Origin of the sequence: Limnohabitans sp., assembly GCF_036804465.1 — a bacterium.
GTDB lineage: Bacteria > Pseudomonadota > Gammaproteobacteria > Burkholderiales > Burkholderiaceae_C > Limnohabitans.
Genome location: NZ_DAIRSK010000014.1, coordinates 1 through 22610, shown reverse-complemented (window position 1 = coordinate 22610; position 22610 = coordinate 1). Strand labels below are relative to the sequence as shown.

The 22610-nt window shown below is 57.4% G+C and carries 26 protein-coding genes and 1 tRNA gene; 13 read left to right on the top strand and 14 right to left on the bottom strand.

What is annotated here, in order from left to right:
• Nucleotides 1-6 precede the first annotated feature (6 nt).
• On the bottom strand, nt 7-645 hold the full coding sequence (gene nth, locus V7Q41_RS08970) for an endonuclease III (protein ID WP_333845474.1): 639 nt from the start codon (nt 643-645) through the stop codon (nt 7-9).
• Nucleotides 646-664: 19 nt separating this feature from the next.
• Between nth and V7Q41_RS08965 the strand changes: the two genes are divergently transcribed.
• From V7Q41_RS08965 to V7Q41_RS08955, 3 genes are read left to right on the top strand one after another with little or no spacing between them, the layout of a single operon-like run.
• The gene (locus V7Q41_RS08965; RefSeq protein WP_333845473.1) at nt 665-1861 is read left to right on the top strand and encodes an aminotransferase-like domain-containing protein; all 1197 of its coding nucleotides are present in this window, start codon (nt 665-667) and stop codon (nt 1859-1861) included.
• Nucleotides 1862-1911: 50 nt separating this feature from the next.
• A complete protein-coding gene (locus tag V7Q41_RS08960) occupies nt 1912-2751 on the top strand; it encodes an SAM-dependent methyltransferase (protein WP_333845472.1) in 840 nt (279 codons plus the stop codon).
• A 43-nt stretch (nt 2752-2794) separates the two neighbouring features.
• The gene (locus tag V7Q41_RS08955; RefSeq protein WP_333845471.1) at nt 2795-4171 is read left to right on the top strand and encodes an APC family permease; all 1377 of its coding nucleotides are present in this window, start codon (nt 2795-2797) and stop codon (nt 4169-4171) included.
• Between the two features lie 46 nt (nt 4172-4217).
• Here the strand turns inward: V7Q41_RS08955 and gcvH are convergent, their stop codons facing one another.
• Both gcvH and V7Q41_RS08945 read right to left on the bottom strand, forming a co-directional pair.
• Nucleotides 4218-4580 carry a glycine cleavage system protein GcvH gene (gene gcvH / locus V7Q41_RS08950; protein WP_333845470.1) on the bottom strand — a complete coding sequence of 121 codons (363 nt, stop codon included), beginning with the start codon at nt 4578-4580 and terminating at the stop codon, nt 4218-4220.
• 5 nt (nt 4581-4585) lie between these two features.
• Nucleotides 4586-6271 (bottom strand): electron transfer flavoprotein-ubiquinone oxidoreductase, encoded by a 1686-nt coding sequence (locus tag V7Q41_RS08945; protein WP_333845469.1) that lies wholly within the window; start codon nt 6269-6271, stop codon nt 4586-4588.
• Between the two features lie 99 nt (nt 6272-6370).
• On the opposite strand from V7Q41_RS08945, the gene V7Q41_RS08940 reads away from it, so the two are divergent.
• Both V7Q41_RS08940 and V7Q41_RS08935 read left to right on the top strand, forming a co-directional pair.
• Entirely contained in the window at nt 6371-7153 is a 783-nt protein-coding gene (locus V7Q41_RS08940; protein ID WP_333845534.1) for an SDR family oxidoreductase, read from the top strand.
• The gene (locus V7Q41_RS08935) at nt 7150-7572 is read left to right on the top strand and encodes an acyl-CoA thioesterase (protein WP_333845468.1); all 423 of its coding nucleotides are present in this window, start codon (nt 7150-7152) and stop codon (nt 7570-7572) included. Before V7Q41_RS08940 ends, V7Q41_RS08935 begins: the two co-directional genes overlap by 4 nt.
• Before the next feature lie 6 nt (nt 7573-7578).
• On the opposite strand, the gene V7Q41_RS08930 is transcribed toward V7Q41_RS08935, so the two are convergent.
• From V7Q41_RS08930 to V7Q41_RS08920, 3 genes are all read right to left on the bottom strand, one after another.
• Nucleotides 7579-7842, bottom strand: coding sequence for a YkgJ family cysteine cluster protein (locus tag V7Q41_RS08930; RefSeq protein ID WP_333845467.1), 264 nt, complete (start codon nt 7840-7842; stop codon nt 7579-7581).
• Nucleotides 7843-8427 carry a peroxidase-related enzyme gene (locus V7Q41_RS08925; protein WP_333845466.1) on the bottom strand — a complete coding sequence of 195 codons (585 nt, stop codon included), beginning with the start codon at nt 8425-8427 and terminating at the stop codon, nt 7843-7845. It lies immediately after the preceding gene.
• A 94-nt stretch (nt 8428-8521) separates the two neighbouring features.
• The gene (locus V7Q41_RS08920; RefSeq protein WP_333845465.1) at nt 8522-9073 is read right to left on the bottom strand and encodes a PAS and helix-turn-helix domain-containing protein; all 552 of its coding nucleotides are present in this window, start codon (nt 9071-9073) and stop codon (nt 8522-8524) included.
• Between the two features lie 96 nt (nt 9074-9169).
• On the opposite strand from V7Q41_RS08920, the gene V7Q41_RS08915 reads away from it, so the two are divergent.
• Genes V7Q41_RS08915 through V7Q41_RS08905 form a run of 3 tightly spaced genes read left to right on the top strand, consistent with a single transcriptional unit; the run spans nt 9170 to nt 10983 of the window.
• Nucleotides 9170-9871, top strand: a complete 702-nt coding sequence (locus V7Q41_RS08915) for a CoA transferase subunit A (RefSeq protein ID WP_333845464.1) — start codon at nt 9170-9172, stop codon at nt 9869-9871.
• Between the two features lie 9 nt (nt 9872-9880).
• Nucleotides 9881-10519: a 3-oxoacid CoA-transferase subunit B gene (locus V7Q41_RS08910; RefSeq protein ID WP_333845463.1), complete on the top strand. Its 639-nt coding sequence runs from the start codon at nt 9881-9883 to the stop codon at nt 10517-10519.
• A gap of 41 nt (nt 10520-10560) precedes the next feature.
• Entirely contained in the window at nt 10561-10983 is a 423-nt protein-coding gene (locus V7Q41_RS08905; protein ID WP_333845462.1) for a universal stress protein, read from the top strand.
• A 70-nt stretch (nt 10984-11053) separates the two neighbouring features.
• Here the strand turns inward: V7Q41_RS08905 and V7Q41_RS08900 are convergent.
• Nucleotides 11054-11127: transfer RNA gene (locus tag V7Q41_RS08900), tRNA-Gly, on the bottom strand.
• Nucleotides 11128-11200: 73 nt separating this feature from the next.
• On the opposite strand from V7Q41_RS08900, the gene V7Q41_RS08895 reads away from it, so the two are divergent.
• A complete protein-coding gene (locus tag V7Q41_RS08895) occupies nt 11201-11455 on the top strand; it encodes a hypothetical protein (protein ID WP_333845461.1) in 255 nt (84 codons plus the stop codon).
• A 55-nt stretch (nt 11456-11510) separates the two neighbouring features.
• Here V7Q41_RS08895 and V7Q41_RS08890 read toward each other — a convergent pair whose 3' ends face one another.
• The gene (locus tag V7Q41_RS08890; RefSeq protein WP_333845460.1) at nt 11511-11858 is read right to left on the bottom strand and encodes a hypothetical protein; all 348 of its coding nucleotides are present in this window, start codon (nt 11856-11858) and stop codon (nt 11511-11513) included.
• Between the two features lie 107 nt (nt 11859-11965).
• Complete coding sequence (locus V7Q41_RS08885) at nt 11966-13462, bottom strand: NAD-dependent succinate-semialdehyde dehydrogenase (protein WP_333845459.1); 1497 nt, start codon at nt 13460-13462, stop codon at nt 11966-11968.
• Nucleotides 13463-13550: 88 nt separating this feature from the next.
• Between V7Q41_RS08885 and alaS the strand changes: the two genes are divergently transcribed.
• Nucleotides 13551-16175 carry an alanine--tRNA ligase gene (gene alaS / locus V7Q41_RS08880; RefSeq protein WP_333845458.1) on the top strand — a complete coding sequence of 875 codons (2625 nt, stop codon included), beginning with the start codon at nt 13551-13553 and terminating at the stop codon, nt 16173-16175.
• Between the two features lie 50 nt (nt 16176-16225).
• Here the strand turns inward: alaS and V7Q41_RS08875 are convergent, their stop codons facing one another.
• The 5 genes from V7Q41_RS08875 to V7Q41_RS08855 are packed head-to-tail and all read right to left on the bottom strand — an operon-like array spanning nt 16226 to nt 20862.
• Nucleotides 16226-17122, bottom strand: coding sequence for a pseudouridine synthase (locus tag V7Q41_RS08875; RefSeq protein ID WP_333845457.1), 897 nt, complete (start codon nt 17120-17122; stop codon nt 16226-16228).
• Between the two features lie 20 nt (nt 17123-17142).
• Complete coding sequence (trmB, locus tag V7Q41_RS08870; protein WP_333845456.1) at nt 17143-17871, bottom strand: tRNA (guanosine(46)-N7)-methyltransferase TrmB; 729 nt, start codon at nt 17869-17871, stop codon at nt 17143-17145.
• A 28-nt stretch (nt 17872-17899) separates the two neighbouring features.
• Nucleotides 17900-18802: a tRNA glutamyl-Q(34) synthetase GluQRS gene (gene gluQRS, locus V7Q41_RS08865; protein ID WP_333845533.1), complete on the bottom strand. Its 903-nt coding sequence runs from the start codon at nt 18800-18802 to the stop codon at nt 17900-17902.
• Nucleotides 18803-18832: 30 nt separating this feature from the next.
• On the bottom strand, nt 18833-19876 hold the full coding sequence (locus V7Q41_RS08860; RefSeq protein ID WP_333845455.1) for an NAD(P)/FAD-dependent oxidoreductase: 1044 nt from the start codon (nt 19874-19876) through the stop codon (nt 18833-18835).
• Nucleotides 19877-19902: 26 nt separating this feature from the next.
• Nucleotides 19903-20862 carry a LysR substrate-binding domain-containing protein gene (locus V7Q41_RS08855; RefSeq protein ID WP_333845454.1) on the bottom strand — a complete coding sequence of 320 codons (960 nt, stop codon included), beginning with the start codon at nt 20860-20862 and terminating at the stop codon, nt 19903-19905.
• A gap of 113 nt (nt 20863-20975) precedes the next feature.
• Between V7Q41_RS08855 and V7Q41_RS08850 the strand changes: the two genes are divergently transcribed.
• From V7Q41_RS08850 to V7Q41_RS08840, 3 genes are all read left to right on the top strand, one after another.
• Nucleotides 20976-21671 (top strand): pirin family protein, encoded by a 696-nt coding sequence (locus V7Q41_RS08850; RefSeq protein WP_333845453.1) that lies wholly within the window; start codon nt 20976-20978, stop codon nt 21669-21671.
• A 35-nt stretch (nt 21672-21706) separates the two neighbouring features.
• Nucleotides 21707-22108 carry a DoxX family protein gene (locus tag V7Q41_RS08845; RefSeq protein WP_333845452.1) on the top strand — a complete coding sequence of 134 codons (402 nt, stop codon included), beginning with the start codon at nt 21707-21709 and terminating at the stop codon, nt 22106-22108.
• A 50-nt stretch (nt 22109-22158) separates the two neighbouring features.
• Nucleotides 22159-22610, top strand: a 452-nt coding sequence (locus V7Q41_RS08840; RefSeq protein ID WP_333845451.1) for a flavodoxin family protein, incomplete at its 3' end; no start/stop codon positions are given.

Below are 22610 nucleotides of genomic sequence, written 5' to 3'. Positions count from 1 at the left end.
CGTCAGTCAAGGCTTTGGTATTTTTGGCTTGAAGCTGCAAAACTCAGACACCCCACATTGCCAGCACATAGGCTTGCGGGCTTGGCACACATAGCGGCCATGCAAGATGAGCCAGTGGTGCGCGTCCACCAAGTAGGCGGCAGGAATACGCTTCATCAGTTTCATTTCTACGGCCAACGGGGTTTTGCCTGGGGCCAAGCCCGTGCGGTTGCCCACGCGAAAGATGTGGGTGTCCACCGCCATCGCGGGCTCGCCAAATGCGACATTGAGCACCACGTTGGCGGTTTTGCGGCCTACACCCGGCAAGGCTTCTAGGGCTTCGCGTGTGCGGGGGACCGCGCTGTGGTGCTGCTCGACCAAGATGCGGCAAGTCTCCATCAAGTGCTTGGCTTTGCTGCGGTACAGGCCAATGGTCTTGACGTAGTTCTCCAGGCCATTGAGGCCCAAATCCAAAATTTGCTGCGGTGTGTTGGCCACTGCAAACAGCTTGCGCGTGGCTTTGTTCACGCCCACGTCAGTGGCTTGAGCGCTTAACAAAACCGCGCTGAGCAACTCGAACACGCTGGTATATTCCAACTCGGTATTGGGCTGCGGATTGGCTGCTTTCAGCGTCGCAAAAAAAGGCTCAATGTGCTGTGTTTTCATACGACCATTATTCCTCACCATGCAATTTGCTGACCGCCTTGACCTTGTTGAAACCTCAGCCATTCGTGAACTGTTCAAACTCCTGGGCAAGCCCGGCATCATTAGTTTTGCGGGTGGCTTTCCAGACAGCGCCATGTTTGATGTGCAAGGCATTCGCGAAGCCAGCAACCGAGCCTTGACCGAAGAACCCGGTGCCGCCCTGCAATACGGCGCGACCGAAGGCTACAACCCACTGCGCGAGCAACTCGCCGCTTTCATGGCCAGCAAAGGCGTGACTGCTTTAGACGCCAACGGCTTGATCATCACCACGGGCAGTCAACAGGGATTGGACTTGGTTGCCAAAACCTTGCTCAACCCCAACGATGTGGCTTTGGTCGAAGGCCCCACGTTCTTGGCCACCATTCAGTGCTTCCGTCTATACGGCCCACAAGTGTTGGGCGTTCCCATTGACGCGCACGGTGTGCAAGTGGACAAGCTTGAAGAAATGATGGTTCAACACCGCCCCAAACTGGTGTATCTGATCCCCACCTTTGGCAACCCGAGCGGAGCCACGCTGAGCCTAGAGCGCCGCATGCGGGTGCTGGAGCTGGCTGTCAAATACAAAACCGTGGTGGTGGAAGACGACCCGTACGGCGATCTTTATTTTGGCGAGCCACCGCCTCCCTCCTTGTTGGCATTGAGCGACCAAGTGCCTGGCAGTCGCGACTGGTTGGTTTACTGCGGTTCACTCAGCAAGGTGTTGTCGCCAGGGCTGCGCTTGGGCTGGATGGTTGCACCGCCCGAACTGTTGGCCCGCGCCACCATGTGCAAGCAATTCAGCGATGCGCACACCTCCACCTTCACACAAGCCACCGCAGCGCACTACCTCAAAGCGGGCCGTATGCCCGCCACCCTAGCGCACGTGCGCAGTGTGTATGCCGAGCGCGCCCAAGCCATGGGAGAAGCTTTGACGCGCGAGCTGGGCGATGCCCTGACCTTCACCCAACCGCAAGGCGGTTTGTTTTTTTGGGCCCAGCTCACGGGCGCTGGCGGCAAAGTCAAAGACGGTGCTGAGCTGGCTAAACGCGCCATTGAACAAGGCGTGGCCTTTGTGCCCGGTGCACCGTTTTTTGCCAGCAACCCTGATGCATCAGCGATTCGTTTGAGCTTTGCCACTGCGGATGTGGCCAAGATCAACGAGGGCATTGCCCGACTGGGTCAAGCCGTCATCGTTTGATGTTTTTTTCCACTCACCACCTCAGTTCACTTATTTTTAGGAGTCTTGTCATGCTGCCCTTGTCTCGCTGTCTTGCTTTTGTCCTGTTGTCTTCCTTGATGGCGGTGGGCTTTGCTAACCCCTCAGCCACCGACCCCAATTACAAGCCGTCGCGGGGGCAGAGTGGCAAAGACGTGATTTGGATTCCCACACCGCCCGAGCTGGTTGAAAAAATGCTGACCATGGCCAAAGTCACGCCGCAAGATCGGGTGTTTGACCTGGGCTCGGGCGACGGCATTATTCCCATTGCTGCTGCGCAAAAATTCAAGGCCAATGCGGTGGGCATTGAATTCAACCCGAACATGGCCGAATTTGCCAGACGCAAGGTGGCCGAGGCTGGCGTGCAGGACAAGGTGCGCATCATCACGGGCGATATTTTCAAAGAAGACTTCAGCTCGGCCGACGTGGTCACCATGTACCTCTTGCCCGACCTCAACCTGCGCCTGCGGCCCACGATTTTGAAAATGAAGCCAGGCACGCGTGTGGTGGCCCATGCCTTTGAGATGGGCGATTGGCAGGCCGATGAGATCGCGATGGCCGCTGGCGCCTATGCCTATATGTGGATCGTGCCCGCGCCTGTGCAGGGCAGCTGGAGCGTGAGCTTTGATGCCGGTAAAACCGCGCGGATCAGCTTAGAGCAAACCTTCCAAAACGTGGGCGGCTCCATCTCTTTGGATGGCCGCAGCTATCAGCTTTTGGGTACCCGTTTGCGGGGCGAAGACTTGAGCTTTCAGTTCCGTGCTGATGGTCCGGCGGTGAGCAGCTTTCGCGGCAAAGTCACTGGCAACCGTTTGAGCGGCACGCTCACAACAGACTACTTGGTTCAGACCTTGGATGGCAGCCGCCTTTAGGCCACGCTGTACCTGAGTTCAAGCGCATTGAATTGAGTTGAACATGAGCGACACGACAAATCCAAGCGCGCAACCCGCGCGGCTCTTGAGCGCCTCGGCCGCCGTGGCCTTGATTGTGGGCATCGTCATTGGTGCTGGCATTTTCAAAACCCCGGCCTTGGTGGCGGGCATCAGCGGCGATGCCGGTTGGGCCTTGACCATTTGGGTGGCCGGTGCGCTGATCTCCATGGCCGGCGCCCTGTGCTATGCCGAGCTGTGCACAGCCTACCCGCATGCGGGCGGGGACTACCACTTCTTGCGCCGTGCGTTTGGGCGCGACTTGGCCTTTTTGTACGCCTGGGCGCGCGCCACCATCATCAACACCGGCTCCATTGCCTTGCTGGCGTTTGTGTTTGGCGACTACTTCAGCACCTTGGTGCCGCTGGGCGCGCATTCAAGCGCCATTTGGGCTTTGGTCATTGTGGTGGCGCTCACCCTGGTGAACATCGCTGGCATCCATGCTTCGTCGCGCATGCAGATGGTGCTCATCACCTTGGAGGTCGCAGGCCTGCTGGCCGTGGTGGTGGCAGGTTTGTGGTATGGCGATGCGTCTGCCCCCGCCAGCCTGAGCTGGTTTGAAAAAGTCCCGCCTGCGGGCGCATGGGGCTTGGCGCTGGTGTTTGTTTTGCTGACCTTTGGTGGCTGGAACGAGGCGGCCTATGTCTCGGCCGAGCTCAAGGGCGGTCCGCGCGCCATGGTGCGGGTCATTGTGCTCAGCATGCTGGCGCTGACGGCCATTTACCTGCTGGTCAATCTCGCGCTCTTGTGGGGCCTGGGGCAGGCCGGTCTGTCGGGCAGCAAGACGGCCGCGTCCAGCATGGTGGGCATGGCCTTTGGCCCCTGGGCTGAAAAAGCGCTCGGTTTGTCGGTGGCGATCGCCGCGCTCACCAGCATCAACGCCACCATGATCGTGGGCGCGCGCACCAACTTTGCGCTGGGCCGAGACTGGGCCAGCTTGCAGGCCTTGGGCCAGTGGCAAACCCAAGCCGGCGCGCCGCGCAAAGCCCTGTGGGCGCAGGCGGCCATCTCGATTGCGCTGGTGCTCTTGGGCATGCAAGAGGGCGACGGCTTTTCTGCCATGGTCGAGTTCACCGCTCCCGTGTTCTGGGGCTTTTTGTTTTTGGTGGGCGTGGGCCTGATGTGGCTGCGTCAGACCGACCCGCTCGCCCCCCGACCTTTCAAGGTGCCGCTGTACCCCTTGCTGCCGCTGGTGTTTTGTGCGGCCTGCGCGTGGCTCACCTACTCCAGCATCAGCTACGCCATCAGCCAAAAAGCCATCCATGTTTCAGGTTGGCTGATCGCCACCGGTGTGCTTGCGTGGTTGTTGCTGCGCTGGCGCGAGGGTCGCGAGGCCGTAGGCTATCTGCGCGGCGAGCCATGACTGATCGCCCAACCCACTGAGAGACGGCTGGCAGCAGGGGATGTGCTTAGCGCGTCAGTGCCTGATAAGCCGCTGCGTCCATCAGCCCAGCTAACTCAGCCGTGTTGCTGGGCTTGACCTTGTAGAACCATCCCGCGCCTTCGGGATCGCTGTTGGCCAATGAAGGGTCTGCGCGCAGGGCTTCGTTTTGTTCAAGGATTTCCACACTCGCGGGCATGTGGACGTCGGCCGCGGCTTTGACTGATTCGACCACACCCGCGACGCTGCCTTGTGCAAAGGTTTTGCCGACGTCTGCAAAGTCCACAAACACAATGTCGCCCAGCGTGTCTTGAGCGTGCTGGGTGATGCCCACCAAAGCTGTGTCGCCCTCGATGCGAATCCAAGTGTGTTCTGCGTGATATTGGTTCATAGTGTTTACATGCCGCTGTAGTTAGGGCCGCCACCGCCTTCAGGCGTGACCCAGTTGATGTTTTGGGTGGGGTCTTTGATGTCACAAGTTTTGCAGTGCACGCAGTTTTGCGCATTGATTTGCAAACGATCGGTGTTGTCTTCGTTCTTCACGTATTCATACACACCAGCCGGGCAATAGCGGCTCTCGGGACCTGCATAGGTCGCGAGGTTGATGTGCACAGGGACAGACGCGTCTTTGAGTGTCAAGTGCGCAGGTTGATTTTCTTCGTGGTTGGTGTTGCTGATGAACACGCTGCTCAAGCGGTCAAACGTGAGCTTGCCGTCGGGCTTGGGGTAGTTGATGGCGGCGTGCTGGTTTGCAGGCTCTAAGCTGAGATGGTCGGGCTTGTCGCCGTGAAGCGTCCAAGGGGGGGAGGCTATGCCGAGCTTGGGCATGAACCATTGCTCGATGCCAGTCATCACGGTGCCTACCCACATGCCTTTTTTGAACCACAGTTTGAAGTTGCGGTATTGGTGCAGTTCGGTGTGCAGCCAGCTCTTGTCAAAGGCGGCGGGGTAGGCGCTCAGCTCGTCATTGGCGCGGCCTGCAGACACGGCTTCAAAAGCCGCATCGGCAGCCAGCATGCCGCTCTTGATGGCGGCATGGCTGCCTTTGATGCGGGCTGCGTTCAAGTAGCCCGCGTCACAACCAATCAGCGCACCCCCTGGGAACACGGTTTTGGGTAAAGCTTGTGGTGTGCCGTTGTTGATGGCGCGTGCACCGTAGCCAATGCGTTTGGCACCTTCGAGGTGGGCGGCAATGGCTGGGTGTGTTTTCCAGCGTTGCATTTCCTCAAAGGGGCTGAGCCATGGGTTTTTGTAGTCGAGGCCCAGCACAAAGCCGAGGGTGACTTTGTTGTCCTCTAGGTGGTACAAAAAGCCGCCGCCAAAGGTGTCGTCTTGCATGGGCCAGCCAGAGGTGTGGACCACCAAGCCGGGCTTGGCTTTGGAAGGGTCGACTTCCCACAATTCTTTGATGCCGATGGCATAGCTTTGTGGGTCGCGGCCTTTGGCCAAGTTGTATTTGGCAATCACTTGTTTGCCCAAATGACCACGCGCGCCTTCGGCAAAGATGGTGTATTTGGCATGCAGTTCCATGCCGAGTTGGAAGTTGTCAGTGGGTTCGCCGTCTTTGCCAATGCCAAGGTTGCCAGTGGCCACACCTTTGACAGCGCCATGTTCGTCATACAAAACTTCAGCCGCTGTGAAGCCTGGGAAGATTTCTACGCCCATCGATTCAGCATGGGCCGCCATCCACTTCACCACATTGCTGAGCGACACCACATAGCAGCCGTCGTTGTGAAAGTTGCGGGGCATCAACCAGTTGGGGACACGGCTAACGCCGGTTTCGGTGAGGGTCAGCAAATCATCGCCCGTGACCTCTTGGTGGATGGGGCAGCCGAGCTCTTTCCAGTTGGGGATGAGCTCATTGATGGCCTTGGGGTCCATCACAGCGCCTGACAAGATGTGTGCGCCAGGCTCTGAGCCTTTTTCCAGCACCACCACAGACACCTCATGGCCTTTTTCAGCGGCCAGTTGTTTGATGCGAATGGCAGTGGCCAGTCCACCAGGGCCGCCGCCAATCACGGCCACGTCGTAAGCCATTGCTTCGCGGGGGCCGAACTGGGCGAGGATTTCATCGTGTGTCATGTCGCTTGTCTCGTTCATTTGTCAGAGTTGAGACACATTTTAGGGCCTAGGACATGTGCACTTGTCATAATGAAAAAACGTAACAAATTGGAGTTCAGCATGGCGTACAGCATGGATTTGTCAGGCCGCGTGGCTTTGGTCACGGGTGCTTCCAGTGGATTGGGGGCGCAATTTGCCCGTACCTTGTCTCGTGCGGGTGCCGCCGTGGTGTTGGCCAGTCGGCGTGTGGAAAAGCTCAAAGAGCTGCGCGCCGAAATTCAATCCGAGGGCGGCGATGCCCATGTGGTGAGCTTGGATGTGACGACCTTGGGTAGCATCCAATCGGCCGTGGCCCATGCCGAAACTGAGGTGGGCAGCATTGATATTTTGGTCAACAACTCGGGCGTGAGTACCACCCAGCGCGTGCAAGATGTGACGGAAGAAGACTTTGACTTCACCTTCAACACCAATGTGCGGGGCTCGTTCTTTGTGGCGCAAGAAGTGGGCAAGCGCATGCTGGCTCGCGCCAAGGGCGCTGCGCCAGGCAGCTACACGGGCGGGCGCATCATCAACATTGCGTCGGTGGTGGGCTTGAAAGTTTTGCCCCAGATCGCGCCCTATGCCATGAGCAAGGCTGCCGTGATTCAGATGACCAAGGCCATGGCTTTGGAGTGGGGGCGTTTTGGCATCAACGTCAACGCGATTTGTCCTGGCTACATCAGCACCGAAATGAATCAACACATTTGGAGCACAGAGGCAGGTCAAAAGCTGGTCAACATGTTGCCCCGCAAGCGCGTGGGTGATCCGCAGGATTTGGACGCCTTGTTGGTCTTGCTGGCCAGCGCAGAAAGTGCATTCATCAATGGCGCCATCATTTCGGCAGACGATGGGTTCTCGCTATGAGATACACCATTCCTGAACACAAAAAACTGGTCTATGAAACCATCATTCCTGTGCGCTGGGGCGACATGGATGCAATGGGCCATGTGAACAACACGATTTATTTTCGATACCTCGAAATTGCGCGTGTCGACTGGTTGCGCCAATTCAACTCCGAGCCCAAGCCCGAGGGCGAAGGCCCCGTCATCGTGAACGCGTTTTGCAACTTCTACAAACAACTGGCATACCCGTGTGATCTGCGGATCAAGATGTACGCCAGCGACCCCGGCCGCACCACGTTTGAAACCTGGGCCACCATGGAGCTGGTCACCAGCCCTGGTGAGATTTATGCGGCAGGCGGTGCCACCACCATTTGGGTGGACTTTCCCAAGCAAAAAGCGGTGGACTTGCCCGATTGGGTGCGCGAGATGGTCACACCTTAAGCGGCTTCAGCGCTGCATGGGTGCGGTGGACGCATCGAGCTGAGTGAGCCACAACAGCGCCGCGTCGCGGTGGTCGCCGCACATGTCAGCCGCAGGTTGTAAACCGCCACAAAACGCAGGCCGCTCGGGTTGGCCAAACACCGCGCAGCGCATATCGGGCAGCAATTGCACACAAGGTACTCCAGCGGGTTTGCCCTCAGGCATGCCGGGCAAGGGGCTGGTGATGGAGGGCGCGATGCAGCAAGCGCCGCACCCGCTGCGGCATTGCATTTACTGTTGCTTGGGCACGCGGCCCATCAGATAAAACTCAGGGTTGGGCACCATGCCGCTGAAGCTAGCCATGCGGTTGCTCAAGCCAAAGAAGGCCGTGATGGCGGCGATGTCCCAAATGTCTTCGTCGTCAAAACCATGGGCGTGCAAGGACGTGAAGTCCGCGTCTTCCACTTGGTCGCTGTGTTGGCAAACCTTCATGGCAAAGTCGAGCATGGCGCGTTGGCGTGGCGTGATGTCGGCCTTGCGGTAGTTGACCGCGACTTGGTCGGCGACCAAGGGTTTTTTTTCATAAATACGCAGGATCGCGCCATGCGCGATCACACAATACAGGCAATGGTTGGCCGCGCTGGTGGTGGTGACGATCATTTCGCGATCGCCCTTGGTCAGGTTGCTGCCGCGCCCCACGGATTCGGGCACCATCAACGCATCGTGGTAAGCGAAGAAGGCTCGCCATTCTGCAGGGCGGCGGGCGAGGGCCAAAAACACGTTGGGCACAAAGCCCGCTTTCTCTTGGACCTCCAAAATCTTGGCGCGAATGTCTTCGGGCAAGTCTTTGAGTTCTGGGTGAGGGTAGTGGTTCATGGGGTGTATCCCGTTCCTTAGATGGCTTGGCTCATTATCCTCGGGTCCATTTCAGGCTTAACTCTGTCGGGCCCACTTGTCGCTTCAACATAACTTAGCCCACCACCAACTTGTGCACCAAGTCTGCCGTGGTCGATGCTTTGTATTTGCGCATGAGTTTGGCGCGGTAGATCTCTACCGTGCGGTGGCTGATGCCGAGCACTTTGCCAATTTCTTTGGACGTCATGCCCTCCATCAGCAAGGCAGCTACTTCTCGCTCGCGGGCTGTTAGCTCGGCACGAACAGGACGGCTGGCGCTGAGGTCTTCAAAACTCCAAATGCCCGCTTCGTGGGGGGAGTCAAGGTTCAAGGCGCGGCCCGTCACGTGGCACCAAAAAGGCTCGCCCTTGAAGCGGCCGTCGATGCGTTTCATCAAGCGGTCGTCGGCATACAAACCCTTGGCGTTCAGGCTCAATTTGATGCGTGCGCCCGTGCGCTCATACTCATCTGCGCTGGGGTAGAGCACCTGAAACGATTGGCCCATGAGTTGCTCGCGCGAGGTGCCAAACATGTCGCACAGGTGTTGGTTGCAGTCCACCATGGTGCGGTTGCGTGACAGCACCAAGCCCACAGGGGCGAGGTCAAAGGCTTGACGATAATCAATCATCGTGATGGCATTCAGGGGTCTGTGCTTACGAAAAACTACGTAGTGTATTACGTAGTATCGTTGTGATTTTATGAACTACTTTGACTGGAGCCTGCCTTGAACAAAGTTTTCCCTTCCGCTGCTGAGGCACTCCAAGACATCGTGGCCGACGGCCAGTTGATGGCTGTGGGTGGTTTTGGCTTGTGTGGTATTCCTGAAGCCTTGATTGACGCTTTGCGCGACAGTGGCGTGAAGGACTTAACCGTCATCTCCAACAATGCTGGCGTGGACGGCTTCGGGTTGGGCAAGTTGCTTGAAACCCATCAAATCAAAAAAATGATTTCCAGCTATGTGGGCGAGAACAAAGAGTTCGAGCGTCAATATTTGGCGGGTGAACTCGAACTTGAATTCACCCCGCAAGGCACGCTGGCTGAAAAGCTGCGTGCCGGCGGTGCTGGTATTCCCGCCTTCTTCACCAAAACCGGTGTGGGTACCTTGGTGGCCGAGGGCAAAGAGCTGCGCGAGTTCGACGGCGACACCTATGTGATGGAGCGCTCACTGGTGCCTCAAATCTCGCTGATCAAAGCCGACGTGGCCGACCGCTCAGGCAATTTGCGTTTCAACATGACTGCGCGCAACTTCAACCCCGCAGCCGCCACTGCTGGCAAGATTTGCGTGGTGGAAGTGGAGCGTATTGTGGAGACGGGCGAGTTGGCCCCTGACGACATTCACCTGCCCGGCATTTATGTGCACCGCATCGTGCTCAACGCTAAGCCCGAAAAGCGCATCGAAAAACGCACCACACGTGACCGCAAATAAGGAATAGACATGGCTTGGACTCAAGACGAAATGGCCGCACGTGCGGCAAGCGAACTGCAAGACGGTTTTTATGTGAACCTTGGCATTGGCATTCCCACCTTGGTGGCCAACCACGTGCCTGACCATGTGGAGGTCTGGCTGCAAAGCGAGAACGGCATGCTGGGCATTGGCGCGTTTCCATACGAAGACGAGGTCGACGCGGACCTCATCAACGCGGGCAAGCAAACTGTCACCACCATCAAAGGTTCAGCCATTTTTGGCAGCGACCAATCGTTTGCCATGATCCGTGGCGGCAAGATCAACCTCTCCATCTTGGGCGCGATGCAAGTCAGCGAGCAGGGCGACTTGGCCAATTGGATGATTCCCGGCAAGATGATCAAAGGCATGGGCGGCGCGATGGACTTGGTGGCAGGCGTCAAGCGCGTCATCGTCTTGATGGAGCACGTGGCCAAGAAAAAAGACGGCACCGAAGATTTGAAAATTTTGCCGCACTGCACCTTGCCTTTGACAGGCGTGGGTGTGGTTGACCGCATCATCACCGACCTCGCGGTGATGGATGTGGTGCCTGAAGGCCTCCAAGTGATTGAACTGGCGCCCGGCGTGAGCCGTGAGTTCTTGCAAAGCAAAACAGGTGTGACCTTGTTGTGATGTGGGGCTAAACTTGCCTGTTCACAACAAGAGGAAACACCATGAAAATTTTGGTTGCTGTCGACGGTTCTAAATCTTCACTGAACGCAGTCAAGTGCGCTGTGAAGTTGGCTTCCAACTTTCGCACGCAAGATCGCATCACTTTGATCAATGTGCACGATGACCAAGGCTTGCGCCATGCGCAACAGTTTGTGGGCAAAGAAGGCATTGCCGATTACTTGCGCGAACTGAGTGAGAAAGAGCTCAAATCAGCTTTGGCTGTGTTGGTGAAGGCTGGCGTCAAGCACGACAGCATCATTCACACAGGTCATGTGGCGCAAGTCATCTCCGATGTCGCCAATAAAAAGTTTGACATGGTGGTCATGGGCACCAAAGGCCGCAGTGGCCTGATTGATATGTTGGTAGGTTCCGTGGCGCAACGCGTCTTGAGCACTTGCAAGAAGCCTGTGCTCTTGGTGAAGTAATCACCCTGTTGGATGCTGCGCCATCCATTGAAAAAGCCGCTCGGTTCAACTTGAGCGGCTTTTTTGTCTGTGGAGCGGGTGATGGGAATCGAACCCACGTTATTTGCTTGGGAAGCAAGAGTCCTACCATTGAACGACACCCGCAGGTAGTGCTGGCATTGTAGGGGTGCTTGCCCTAAACTGAATCACGTGACACGTGCGGTAGTTGGGGTAAGCCATGAAAAAAATTATTCTGTTGGCAACGCTTTGGGTGTGTTTTGCTGCGAGTGCGCAAAGCTGCAACGACATCAAGGACAAAGACAAGGCCCATGACTGCCGAGCCACCATCAGCAACGACAAGTCGCATTGCCAAAAAATTGGCAACAACGATTTACTCAACCTTTGCATGGGCAAAATCGAAAAAGACATGAAGTATTGCCGCCGCATTGCCACCGAGAAAATCAAGAAAAGATGTGAGAACAGTATGCGTTGACAAAGCAAAACAGCATCCTTGAGGGATGCTGTTTTAGGTTGCGCGTGGCAAAGTCTTAGGTGTTAGCCAGTGCTTGTTGCATGACTTGACCAACTTGGCTGAAGTAGTCATGCGCCATTTTGGTAGGCACGAGGTATTTGGTGCGACGGTTTTTGCCTTCAAACACCGTGTCAATCATGCCCAGCTCTCGCAGCTGGTCGAGCTTGCGGTGAATGGTGGCAGGCGAGGCAATGGCATTCAGACCCATTGCGTCAGTGACTGTCAAAGGCTTTTCAGAGGCATGACGAACTGCAATCACTTCGAGAAGCTTTTTGGCATCCAAGTCCATCACAGGCGCATTCGCTTGACCATCTAAGGCGTGAATGAGATTCAGAAAGCGCAGGTAGATTTGTTTGGATTCCATGGGATATGTTGTTGATTACATTGTGCAAAAAGAATTTCATTGTAAATAACAAAACTGTCATAAACCAAGTAAAACCACTTATTCCTTTGTTTCTAAAGGTATTGTCATTATTTGAGGATGTCGCCTACACAAAGGTATTTCATCTCAAGGTACTCCTCCATGCCGTGGCTAGAGCCTTCGCGACCCAAACCCGATTGCTTGATGCCACCAAACGGCACATGCTCGGTGGCAATCACCCCAGCGTTGATGCCCACCATGCCGTATTCCAGCGCTTCGCTGACGCGGTAAATACGGCCAACATCGCGGCTGTAAAAGTAGCTGGCCAAGCCAAACTCGGTGTTGTTAGCGGCGTCTATGACTTCTTGTTCGTGGTGAAAGCGAAAGACCGGGGCAAACGGGCCAAAGGTTTCTTCTCGGGCGCACAGCATGTCGGCGCTGGCTTCGGAGATGACGGTGGGTGCATAAAACTGGCCTTCTAATTTGTGGCCGCCCGCCATGACCTTGCCACCCTTGGCCACTGCATCTTGCAAGTGGCGCTCTACCTTTTCAACGGCGGCGACTTCAATCAAGGGGCCTTGGACCACGCCTTCATCAAAGCCGTTGCCCACTTTGATGGCCCTGACTTTGGCCGAGAACTTTTGCACAAACTCGTCGTACACGGCGTCTTGCACATAAATGCGGTTGGCGCACACGCAGGTTTGTCCTGCGTTGCGGTATTTGCTGGCCATGGCGCCATCCACGGCACTGTCAATGTCAGCATCGTCAAACACGATGAAAGGGGCGTTGCCGCCCAACTCTAAGGCGAGCTTCTTGATGGTTGGGGCCGACTGCGCCATCAAGATGCGGCCCACTTCGGTGGAACCCGTGAAGCTGATGTGTCGCACGATGTCGCTGCTGCAAAACACTTTGCCAATCGCAATGCTGTTGTCGTTGTCGGCACTCAGGATGTTCAACACGCCCGCAGGAATGCCAGCGCGAATGGCCAGTTCTGCAGCGGCCAAAGCGGTGAGGGGGGTGAGTTCGGCGGGCTTGATCACCACAGGGCAGCCAGCAGCCAGTGCAGGGGCTACTTTGCGGGTGATCATGGCCAGCGGAAAGTTCCAAGGCGTGATGGCAGCGCACACGCCGATGGGTTGCTTGAGCACCATCAGGCGACGGTTGTTGTCAAACTGGGGCAAGGTCTCGCCATTGACGCGCTTGGCTTCTTCGGCAAACCACTCCACAAAGCTCGCCGCGTAGGCCACTTCGCCTTTGGCTTCTGCAAAGGGCTTGCCTTGCTCGGCAGTCATGATGCGTGCCAAGTCTTCTTGGTTGGCCATCAGTAAGTCAAACCAATTGCGCAAGATGATGCTGCGCTCTTTGCTGGTTTTGTTGCGCCAGGCTGGCCATGCGTTGTTGGCGGCATCCAGGGCGGCATGGGCATCTGTGGTTGAGAGGTTGGCCACATCGGCTAGCTTGTGTCCGGTGGCTGGGTCATGCACATCAAAGCGGCTGGCGCCTGCGACCCAATGGCCATTGATCAAGGCATCGGTCTTGAGCAGGCTGGGGTCGTTGAGCAAAGAAAGTGGTGCTGTTTGAGCGAAACCTGCGGTTTTCATGTCCATGGGAGTCTCCGTATTTAATCCGTCAAGCATAACGCCGCCCCAGTGGCCGTTGGGACTTTGGGGGAACACCGAAACCTATAATTTGCGGATGACTACACCCACATTCACCGTCGCTGACATTCGCAAATCATTTCTTGACTTCTTTGAGTCCAAAGGCCACACCGTCGTGGCTTCCAGCCCCTTGGTGCCTGGTAACGACCCCACATTGATGTTCACCAACTCAGGCATGGTCCAGTTCAAAGACGTTTTCTTGGGCGATGACAAGCGCTCCTACGTGCGCGCTGCCTCGGTTCAAGCCTGCTTGCGCGCGGGTGGCAAGCACAACGACTTGGAAAACGTGGGCTACACCGCCCGCCACCACACCTTCTTTGAAATGCTGGGCAACTGGTCGTTTGGCGACTACTTCAAACGAGAGTCACTCCATTGGGCATGGGAGTTGTTGACCCAGGTCTACAAACTGCCCCCCGAGCGTCTGCTGGCCACGGTCTATCAAGAAGACGATGAGGCCTATGACATTTGGACCAAAGAAATTGGCCTGCCACCCGAGCGCGTGATTCGCATTGGCGACAACAAAGGCGGCCGCTACAAGAGCGACAACTTCTGGATGATGGCTGACACTGGCCCTTGCGGCCCTTGTTCTGAAATCTTTTATGACCACGGCGACCACATTCCCGGCGGACCTCCTGGCAGCCCCGACGAAGACGGCGACCGTTTCATTGAAATTTGGAACAACGTGTTCATGCAATTCAACATGGACGAAACTGGCGCTGTCACCCGCTTGCCCGCGCCTTGTGTGGACACGGGCATGGGCCTAGAGCGCTTGGCGGCCATCTTGCAGCACGTGCACAGCAACTACGAAATCGACATCTTTGATGCCCTCATCAAAGCTGCGTCACGCGAAACGGGTTGCACTGATTTGGGACACAAGAGCCTGCGCGTGATTGCCGACCACATCCGCGCCACCTCGTTCTTGGTGAGCGACGGCGTGGTGCCCAGCAACGAAGGCCGTGGCTATGTGCAGCGCCGCATCATTCGTCGCGCCATTCGCCACGGCTATTTGTTAGGTCAGAAAAAACCGTTCTTCCACAAACTGGTGCCTGACTTGGTCAAGCTCATGGGCGCTGCTTATCCCAACATGGCCAGCCAAGCAGAGCGCATTGCATCGGTCTTGAAAGCCGAAGAAGAGCGCTTCTTTGAAACCCTCGAAGTGGGCATGTCAATTTTGGATGCCGCTTTGCAAGGCGGCGCGCAAGTGTTGCCGGGCGAAGTCGCCTTTAAGCTGCACGACACCTATGGCTTTCCGCTCGACTTGTCGGCCGACGTGTGCCGCGAGCGTGGCCTGAGCGTGGACGAAGCCGGCTTTGCCGCCGCCATGGAAAAACAAAAATCCCAAGCCCGCGCCGCAGGCAAGTTCAAGATGGACAAGGCCTTGGACTACTCGGGCGCTGGCAACACCTTTGTGGGCTATGACGACCTCAAAGCCACCTCCAAAGTGGTGGCGGTGTACTTAGACGGCAACTCGGTGGCCGAACTCAAGCATGGCCAAACGGGCGTGGTGGTGTTGGACACCACGCCCTTCTACGCCGAAAGCGGCGGCCAAGTGGGTGACGCTGGCGTGCTGGTGAGCGGCTCTGCCAGCTTTGCGGTGGAAGACACCTTGAAGATCAAAGCCGATGTGTATGGCCACCACGGCACCTTGACCCAAGGCACCTTGGCGGTGGGCGACCATGTGGACGCCCAAGTGGACGTGCAAGTGCGCGCTGCCACCGTGCGCAACCACTCAGCCACCCACCTGATGCACAAAGCCTTGCGCGACGTGTTGGGTGACCATGTGCAACAAAAAGGCAGCTTGGTGAATGCTGAACGCACACGTTTTGACTTTGCCCACAACGCGCCTGTGACGGATGCGCAAATTCGCGACATAGAAGCCCAAGTGAACGCCGAAATTTTGGCCAATGCGTCGGCGCAAGCGCGCGTGATGGACATCGAGTCCGCGCAACAAACAGGCGCCATGATGTTGTTTGGCGAGAAGTACGGCGAGACCGTGCGCGTGCTCGACATTGGATCTAGCCGCGAGTTGTGCGGTGGCACCCACGTCAAAGCCACGGGCGACATTGGCTTGTTCAAAGTGGTGGCCGAAGGCGGCGTGGCCGCTGGCGTGCGCCGCATCGAGGCCATCACAGGCGCGAATGCTTTGGCTTATTTGCAATCGCTGGAAGACTCGGTGACGCAAGCCGCTGGCGCGCTCAAAGCACCACCCACCGAGCTCAATGCTCGTTTGGCTCAAGTGTTGGACCAGGTCAAAGCGCTTGAGAAAGAAGTCTCGGCCCTCAAAGGCAAAGTGGCTTCGGCCCAAGGCGACGAGTTGATGACGCAAGCACTCGATGTCAAGGGCATCAAGTTGTTGGTGGCTCAACTCGACGGTGCAGATGCCAAAACCTTGCGCGACACCCTAGACAAGCTCAAAGACAAAATGAAGTCAGCTGTGGTCGTGCTGGCCGCTGTGGACGGTGAGAAAGTCAACATCGCCGCAGGCGTGACCGCTGACCACGTGGGCAAGGTCAAGGCGGGCGAGTTGGCCAACTTTGTGGCCCAACAAGTCGGCGGCAAGGGGGGCGGCAAGCCCGACATGGCGATGGCCGGTGGCACCGACGCCGCTGCTTTGCCCAAGGCCTTGGCCAGCGTGCAAGCTTGGGTGACCGAGCGGGTTTAAATTCTTTGTTCGCATGTAAGCGCTGGCGTTTTAGACGCTAGCGCTTTTTTTTATGCGTGAATTTTCAGACGCAAAGCGCTGTGAAATTCCCGCGCTTCGCCCGTGACGGGGTCGGTGAAGGCCACGCTTTTTGCAAGTAATTGCAAGGGGTTGTTGAAGTCCTCTTGTGCATCTGGCCCGCGCAACACGGTGGGATAAAACTGATCGCCCTCCAGCGGCAAGCCCAGCGCCATCATGTGCACGCGCAATTGGTGGCGTTTGCCGCTGATAGGTTCTAGCTGGTAGAGCGCCCGCGACTCTTCGACTTTGAGCAAGCTGATGCGTGTTTCGCTGTTGGGCTCGCCAACGACTTCTTGTGTTTTGAAAAAAAGCGGGTCTGGTTGCAGACGGCTGATGTGCGTGCGCGGCAGCTCTAGCGCGGGGTTGAAGGCGGCCACCGCTTCATACACTTTGTGCATTTCTTTGTCTCGAAACAGCGCGTGGTAGGCGTCGCGGTCTTGCAAACGTTTGCCAAACATCACGAGGCCTGCGGTTTCGCGGTCGATGCGGTGCAGGGGCACGAGCGCGTCGTTGCCAGTGAGGTGCTTGAGCTGCACCAACAAACTTTGCTGCACGTAGCGGCCCGCAGGCGTGACAGGCATGAAGTGCGGTTTGTCCGCCACGATCAAGTGCGCGTCTTCAAAGACGATGCTGGCCTTCTCGGGCAGCACCGGCTCGTTGGCGATGTGGCGGTAGTAGTAGAGCTTGGTGTGGGGCGTGTAGGCCTGTGTGGCTGCCACGGGCTGAGCCTCCTCGTTGAGCACGAGTTGGTCGTTGAAGCGCTGCAGCCACTCGTCGCGCGAGATGTCGGGCATGCGCGCCACCAAAAAATCAAGCACCGTGGGCCAAGGCCCCACGGGTAGCGACACGCGGCTGGCGCCTACGCCGTGGCGCGTCGGGATTCGCATGGGGGTAGGTTCCAGACGACTTAGACCCTGGTGAACACCAAATCCCACACCCCATGGCCAAGCTTCAAGCCACGGTTTTCAAACTTGGTGAGCGGGCGGTAGGCGGGCTTTTCGGCAAAGCCGCTGGGGTCGGTGGCGGTGTTGTACAGCATGGGCTCAGCAGACACCACTTGCATCATTTGCTCGGCATAGGGCGCCCAATCGGTCGCCAAGTGCAGGTAGCCGCCGGGCTTGATGTGTTGGGCCAAGCGCTTGACAAACGCGCTTTGAATCAAGCGCCGCTTGTGGTGACGGCTTTTGTGCCATGGGTCTGGGAAGAAGATGTGCACGCCGTCCAGGCTCTTTGGGCCCAGCATGTGGTCCATCACCTCCACCGCGTCGTGCTGCACGATGCGGATGTTGCCAATGCGCTCTTCACCGCAGCGCTTGAGCAGCGCACCCACGCCAGGCGCGTGAACCTCACAGCACAAAAAGTTGTCGTCAGGGCGCGTGTGCGCAATCTTGGCCGTGGCGTCGCCCATGCCAAAACCGATTTCCAAAATCAGTGGCGCAGTGCGGCCAAACGCAGCAGCCACATCCAAACGCTCAGGTGCGTAAGGCACCAAAAACTGGGGACCGAACTGCTCAAACGCACGCGTTTGACCCGGACCCATGCGGCCAGCACGCAGCACATAGGTTTTGATGACGCGCATGAATAGCGTGTCGGTTTTTGTGGCGTCAGGGTTGGTGGGCGTGTCGGCGGTGATCATGGCTGAAGAATCTAGAGATATTTGCCCATTATCGTGGGACAGATGGCCATGCTTTTGCCCATTTGGCGAGGGTTTGATCAATCGATGCGCCCTTGTTTGGCACTGACAGCCCCAAGGTTTGCGCGGCTATTTTTAGCGCAATCAGTGGCTCCCTCAAGTCCAAAGCCTCAGCCCCATTTTGCTTACTCAGCTTCTCCCCGTTGTCACCCAACACCAGCGGTGTGTGCATGTAGCGGGGTGTAGCCAAACCCAATGCGTGTTGCAGCACGATTTGTCGTGCGGTGTTGTCGCTCAGGTCTGCACCCCGCACGATGTGGGTGATGCCTTGCGCGGCATCGTCCACCACCACCGCGAGTTGGTAGGCCCACAGGCCGTCGGCGCGGCGCAGTACAAAGTCACCCACTTCTTGGGCTACATCTTGTTGTTGGCTACCAAGCAAGCGGTCTTGCCAAGTCAATGGCGTGGGCAGTTTCAAATCGTCGATCACGCGTTGCACATTCAGCCGCCACGCGCGTGTGGCTTTGCCATGCAGTCCATCTCGGCAAGTGCCTGGGTAGACCGCGGCGGTGTGGCGTTCGCGGGTGTGGCCCATCAAAACTTGTGCGTCTTCAATTTCTTTGCGTGAACAGCCGCAGGGGTAGGCCCAGCCTTTGGCGATCAAGGTGTCGAGCGCCGCTTGGTAGGCATCGCCGCGTTGCGATTGCCGCATCACAGGTGCGTCAGAGGCCAAGCCGCAGATGGCGAGTTGTTGCAAGATGAGTGGGTCAGCGCCAACGATGCAACGCGGTGTGTCCACGTCTTCGATGCGCACCAACCATTGGCCGCCGTGCGCGCGCGCGTCTAGCCAACTGGCGAGGGCTGCAACGAGCGAGCCCGCATGCAGCGGGCCCGTGGGGGAGGGGGCGAATCGACCGATGTAGCGCACAAGAATTTCACGCACGTTGCCTGTGCGTGAACCGTTTTATAAGCGATTGGCAGATTGGCAAACACTCAATGCGAGTTCAAGGCCAGAGACAAAGGCGTCTTCCACGCGGTGGCCCAAGTGCCAGTCGCCGCAGGTACCCAAGCCGTTGGCTGGGTTGTATTGGTGTGACACACCGAGGGGCTTGGTGGTTTTGGCATAGAGCCAGCAGTGCATCTCGGCAAAGGCGGGCTCGGCACGGATACCCGTGAGTTCGGCAAAGGCTCGCAACAGTTTGGCCTTGACGCGGGCCTCGGTGTCTGAGATGTGTTCAGCCGACCATGCTGAGTTGGCTTGCACGGTCCAGCGCTCGACTTTGCCGCGGCCTGGTTTGGATGATTCGCGTGTCAACCATGCAATTCGGTGATGAATGCTGCGTGCTGCATTCCACTGCGGACCGATGTGCAAATTGGGCTGCGTGGCCTTGGGAAAGGCCAGCATCATGGTCCAGCAGGGGGCTACATCCACAGCGTCCATGGCTTTGAGCCACTGGTGATTGGCTGCTTCTTTGCCTGAGGCTTTGAGCAAGTTTTCGGCCTGTATGCAAGGAATGGCGAGCAAGACATGGTCAAAGCCTGTGACTTCTCGATGTTCAGTGTGCACTGTCCACAAACCTTTGGTGCCGCGCGCCAAGCGGTTGACCAAGGTGTTGTACGTGATGGCTTTGCCTAGCGGCGCTGCCCAATGGCGCACCAATGCGTTCATGCCAGGTTTGGCTACAAAGTGAGCGTCTTTGGTGGAGCGAGCGGCTTCAAACACATGGCCCAGTGGGTCAAGTACACGCACGGCGTTGGCGCTCCAAGGGCGGCAAATCTCGGTGGTGCCGGGCACGGCTTGGATGGCCAAGGAAAAGCGTGGGTCGCGGACTGTGAAGTATTGGGCGCCGTGGTCAAAGGTGCCGAAGTTGGTGTCGCGCGTGGACATGCGTCCACCCGCGCCCGGGCTTTTTTCAAACACATGCACATGGTGGCCAGCTTTGACCAAAGTGCGGGCGGCGGTGATGCCAGCGATGCCGGCTCCGATGATGGCGATGTTCAGGGTCATGGTTGCACTCTACACCTTCCTGCGGGCTAATTGGGTCGGGGGTTCACCAATAGCGCAGAGCGGGTGGCCGAGCTCTTGAGTTGTTTGAGCCACCACTGCAAAGCGCGTCCGCCGCGCTCGCCCTCACTGCCATAGGGAATTCGCCAAGCGTAACTGAGTTGAGTCACACGCGGGTGACGTTCGACAGCCCGCGCCACCAAAACACCTTGGTCAATCAACGATCGCACCATTTTTTCTGGCACAAAACCCACGCCCAGACCACGCACTTGCGCATCAATTTTGCTTTGCATGGTGGACACTGTGAAGACGTCTTGGCCCGGTAGCAATCCCACGCTCATCCCCGCGCCACGTTGTACCGAGTCGGCCACAGCCACGGCCCGGTGCAGACCAATGCGCGCATCGGTCAAGGGCTCTGGGGCGTGGGCCAACGGGTGATGCGGTGCAACTGCAAACACAAAGTGCATGGCACCCAGCACCTGGCTATGGATGCCCGATGTTGAGCCGCTGTCGCTGATGCTGCCCGCAATGCCGAGCGCCAAATCGGCTTGGCCGCTGGTGAGCGCTTCGAGCGTGCCCGTGAGGGTTTCGTCTCTCAGCTTGAGGCGTGTGGGCGCGTTCAAGGCCAAGAAGGCTTCGCACAATTCCATGACGGTTGCGCGGTCGATGATGCCGTCTACAGCAAGGGTGAACTGACTCTCCCAGCCCGTGGCTACACGTTTGACGCGGTTGGCGATGGCGTCCATGTCGGCCAGCAAGCGATCGCCTTCGCGCAGCAGTTCGTGCCCTGCCGCGGTGAGCTGGGCTTGCCTGGCGCTGCGGTCAAACAGCAGCACATCCAGCGCATCTTCCATCTGTCGCACGCGGTAGGTCAGGGCGCTGGGCACCAGTCCAAGTGCGCGCGCAGCGGCTGCAAAGCTGCCTGCTTTTTCAATCGCGTGCAGCATGGACAGCGAATCTGGGGTGAGGACGTCACGGGGAGATGTCATGCAATGGGGCTTTGATCGTTCAAATAATTTGAATGATGCCATCAAATGCGGTGCATGGCAAAAGCCGGGTGAGGGCCTAAAGTTCAGCTCAAGACAAAACAGGAGCGCACACCATGTTGACCATTCGCAAATCCCAAGACCGAGGCTATGCCGATCACGGCTGGCTCAAGTCGTTTCATAGCTTTTCGTTTGCCAGCTACCACGATCCCGAATTCATGGGGTGGGGCAATTTGCGCGTCATCAACGAAGACCGCATTGCGCCGGGCACAGGCTTTGGCACCCACGGCCACCGCGACATGGAAATCATCAGCTATGTGTTGAGCGGTAACTTGGCCCACAAAGACAACATGGGCAACGTGGAGGGCATTCCACCTGGCGACGTGCAGCGCATGAGCGCAGGCAATGGCGTGCAGCACAGCGAGTTCAACCACGCGCCTGATGAGACGACGCACTTCTTGCAAATTTGGATTGAACCCAATGTGCGCGGTATTCCTGCCAGCTATGAACAAAAAACAGTGCCGCCAGTGTCCAAACGCGGCGCACTGAGCCGCATTGCTGCCCCCGCAGACGGTGTTGTCACATTGCACGCCGACGCTGCCTTGTATGCGGGCCTGTTTGACGGCGAAGAGGCCGCGACATTGACAATTGCCAAAGGTCGCAAAGCCTATGTGCACCTCATTCGTGGTGCATTGCAAGTCAATGGCCAGGCATTGACCACGGGCGACGCCGCACTGCTAGACAACGAAACCACGGTTGCATTGACCCACGGCCAAGATGCCGAGGTGTTGGTGTTTGACTTGGCTGCTTAATTTTTTACTCTTCCCTCCAACTCAAGGACAACTGAATGAACAACGCACTCAACCTCATGGGCCGCCTCTTGCTGGCTGCACTCTTCTTGCCAGCAGGCTTGTCAAAACTGTCTGGCTTTGAAGGCACCGTGGCTTACATCGGTTCTGTGGGTTTGCCGTTTGCCTCAGTGGCAGCTGCTGCTGCGGTTGCTGTGGAAATTCTGGGCTCGGTTGCTTTGATCGTGGGCTTTCAAACCCGCATTGCTGCGGCGGTGTTGGCGGTGTTCACACTCGTTGCTTCGGTCTTCTTTCACGCGTTTTGGGCCGCTGCGCCTGAGCAGGCCTTCATGCAGCAACTCTTGTTCTTCAAGAACGTCGGCGTGATGGGTGGCTTGTTGCTGTTGGTGTCTTCGGGCGCTGGCGCTTGGAGCCTCGACGCTAAAAAAGAAGCTCCATAAATAGTCCCATTTTTCAACTTTTTCATTCACCGCATTTAGGAACACACACCATGACACAAACCGTCGTCGTTTACCACTCTGGCTACGGCCACACCCAACGCGTGGCCCAATTCGTGGCCGAAGGCGCGAATGCTGCCATCATCGCCATCGATGCTGACGGCAACATCACCGATGCTGAGTGGGAAACCCTCAATGCGGCTGATGCCATCGTCTTCGGCTCGCCCACCTACATGGGCATGGTCTCTTGGCAGTTCAAGAAATTTGCAGATGCCACATCCAAGCAGTGGTTTGGCAGCGCATGGAAAGACAAAGTCGCAGGCGGCTTCACCATTTCAGCCAGCCCCAGTGGTGACAAGCTGTCGACCATTCAATACTTCATCACCTTGGCCATGCAACAAGGCATGGTGTGGGTGGGCCAGCCCGCCTTGAATGACGGCAACATCAACCGCATTGGCTCCAACTCTGGCGTGATGGCCCAAGTGGGCCCAACCAGCCCAGCGGC

What these genes read in the sequence shown, in the direction of transcription:
- nth (WP_333845474.1), bottom strand. Translation starts at nt 645, where the DNA reads ATGAAAACACAGCACATTGAGCCTTTTTTTGCGACGCTGAAAGCAGCC.
- V7Q41_RS08930 (WP_333845467.1), bottom strand. Translation starts at nt 7,842, where the DNA reads ATGCAATGCCGCAGCGGGTGCGGCGCTTGCTGCATCGCGCCCTCCATC.
- V7Q41_RS08890 (WP_333845460.1), bottom strand. Translation starts at nt 11,858, where the DNA reads ATGGAATCCAAACAAATCTACCTGCGCTTTCTGAATCTCATTCACGCC.
- V7Q41_RS08905 (WP_333845462.1), top strand. Translation starts at nt 10,561, where the DNA reads ATGAAAATTTTGGTTGCTGTCGACGGTTCTAAATCTTCACTGAACGCA.
- V7Q41_RS08935 (WP_333845468.1), top strand. Translation starts at nt 7,150, where the DNA reads ATGAGATACACCATTCCTGAACACAAAAAACTGGTCTATGAAACCATC.
- V7Q41_RS08860 (WP_333845455.1), bottom strand. Translation starts at nt 19,876, where the DNA reads ATGACCCTGAACATCGCCATCATCGGAGCCGGCATCGCTGGCATCACC.
- V7Q41_RS08955 (WP_333845471.1), top strand. Translation starts at nt 2,795, where the DNA reads ATGAGCGACACGACAAATCCAAGCGCGCAACCCGCGCGGCTCTTGAGC.
- gcvH (WP_333845470.1), bottom strand. Translation starts at nt 4,580, where the DNA reads ATGAACCAATATCACGCAGAACACACTTGGATTCGCATCGAGGGCGAC.
- V7Q41_RS08875 (WP_333845457.1), bottom strand. Translation starts at nt 17,122, where the DNA reads ATGCGAATCCCGACGCGCCACGGCGTAGGCGCCAGCCGCGTGTCGCTA.
- V7Q41_RS08925 (WP_333845466.1), bottom strand. Translation starts at nt 8,427, where the DNA reads ATGAACCACTACCCTCACCCAGAACTCAAAGACTTGCCCGAAGACATT.
- V7Q41_RS08855 (WP_333845454.1), bottom strand. Translation starts at nt 20,862, where the DNA reads ATGACATCTCCCCGTGACGTCCTCACCCCAGATTCGCTGTCCATGCTG.
- V7Q41_RS08885 (WP_333845459.1), bottom strand. Translation starts at nt 13,462, where the DNA reads ATGGACATGAAAACCGCAGGTTTCGCTCAAACAGCACCACTTTCTTTG.
- V7Q41_RS08960 (WP_333845472.1), top strand. Translation starts at nt 1,912, where the DNA reads ATGCTGCCCTTGTCTCGCTGTCTTGCTTTTGTCCTGTTGTCTTCCTTG.
- V7Q41_RS08965 (WP_333845473.1), top strand. Translation starts at nt 665, where the DNA reads ATGCAATTTGCTGACCGCCTTGACCTTGTTGAAACCTCAGCCATTCGT.
- trmB (WP_333845456.1), bottom strand. Translation starts at nt 17,871, where the DNA reads ATGATCACCGCCGACACGCCCACCAACCCTGACGCCACAAAAACCGAC.
- V7Q41_RS08845 (WP_333845452.1), top strand. Translation starts at nt 21,707, where the DNA reads ATGAACAACGCACTCAACCTCATGGGCCGCCTCTTGCTGGCTGCACTC.
- V7Q41_RS08910 (WP_333845463.1), top strand. Translation starts at nt 9,881, where the DNA reads ATGGCTTGGACTCAAGACGAAATGGCCGCACGTGCGGCAAGCGAACTG.
- alaS (WP_333845458.1), top strand. Translation starts at nt 13,551, where the DNA reads ATGACTACACCCACATTCACCGTCGCTGACATTCGCAAATCATTTCTT.
- V7Q41_RS08895 (WP_333845461.1), top strand. Translation starts at nt 11,201, where the DNA reads ATGAAAAAAATTATTCTGTTGGCAACGCTTTGGGTGTGTTTTGCTGCG.
- V7Q41_RS08850 (WP_333845453.1), top strand. Translation starts at nt 20,976, where the DNA reads ATGTTGACCATTCGCAAATCCCAAGACCGAGGCTATGCCGATCACGGC.
- V7Q41_RS08940 (WP_333845534.1), top strand. Translation starts at nt 6,371, where the DNA reads ATGGCGTACAGCATGGATTTGTCAGGCCGCGTGGCTTTGGTCACGGGT.
- V7Q41_RS08945 (WP_333845469.1), bottom strand. Translation starts at nt 6,271, where the DNA reads ATGACACACGATGAAATCCTCGCCCAGTTCGGCCCCCGCGAAGCAATG.
- V7Q41_RS08920 (WP_333845465.1), bottom strand. Translation starts at nt 9,073, where the DNA reads ATGATTGATTATCGTCAAGCCTTTGACCTCGCCCCTGTGGGCTTGGTG.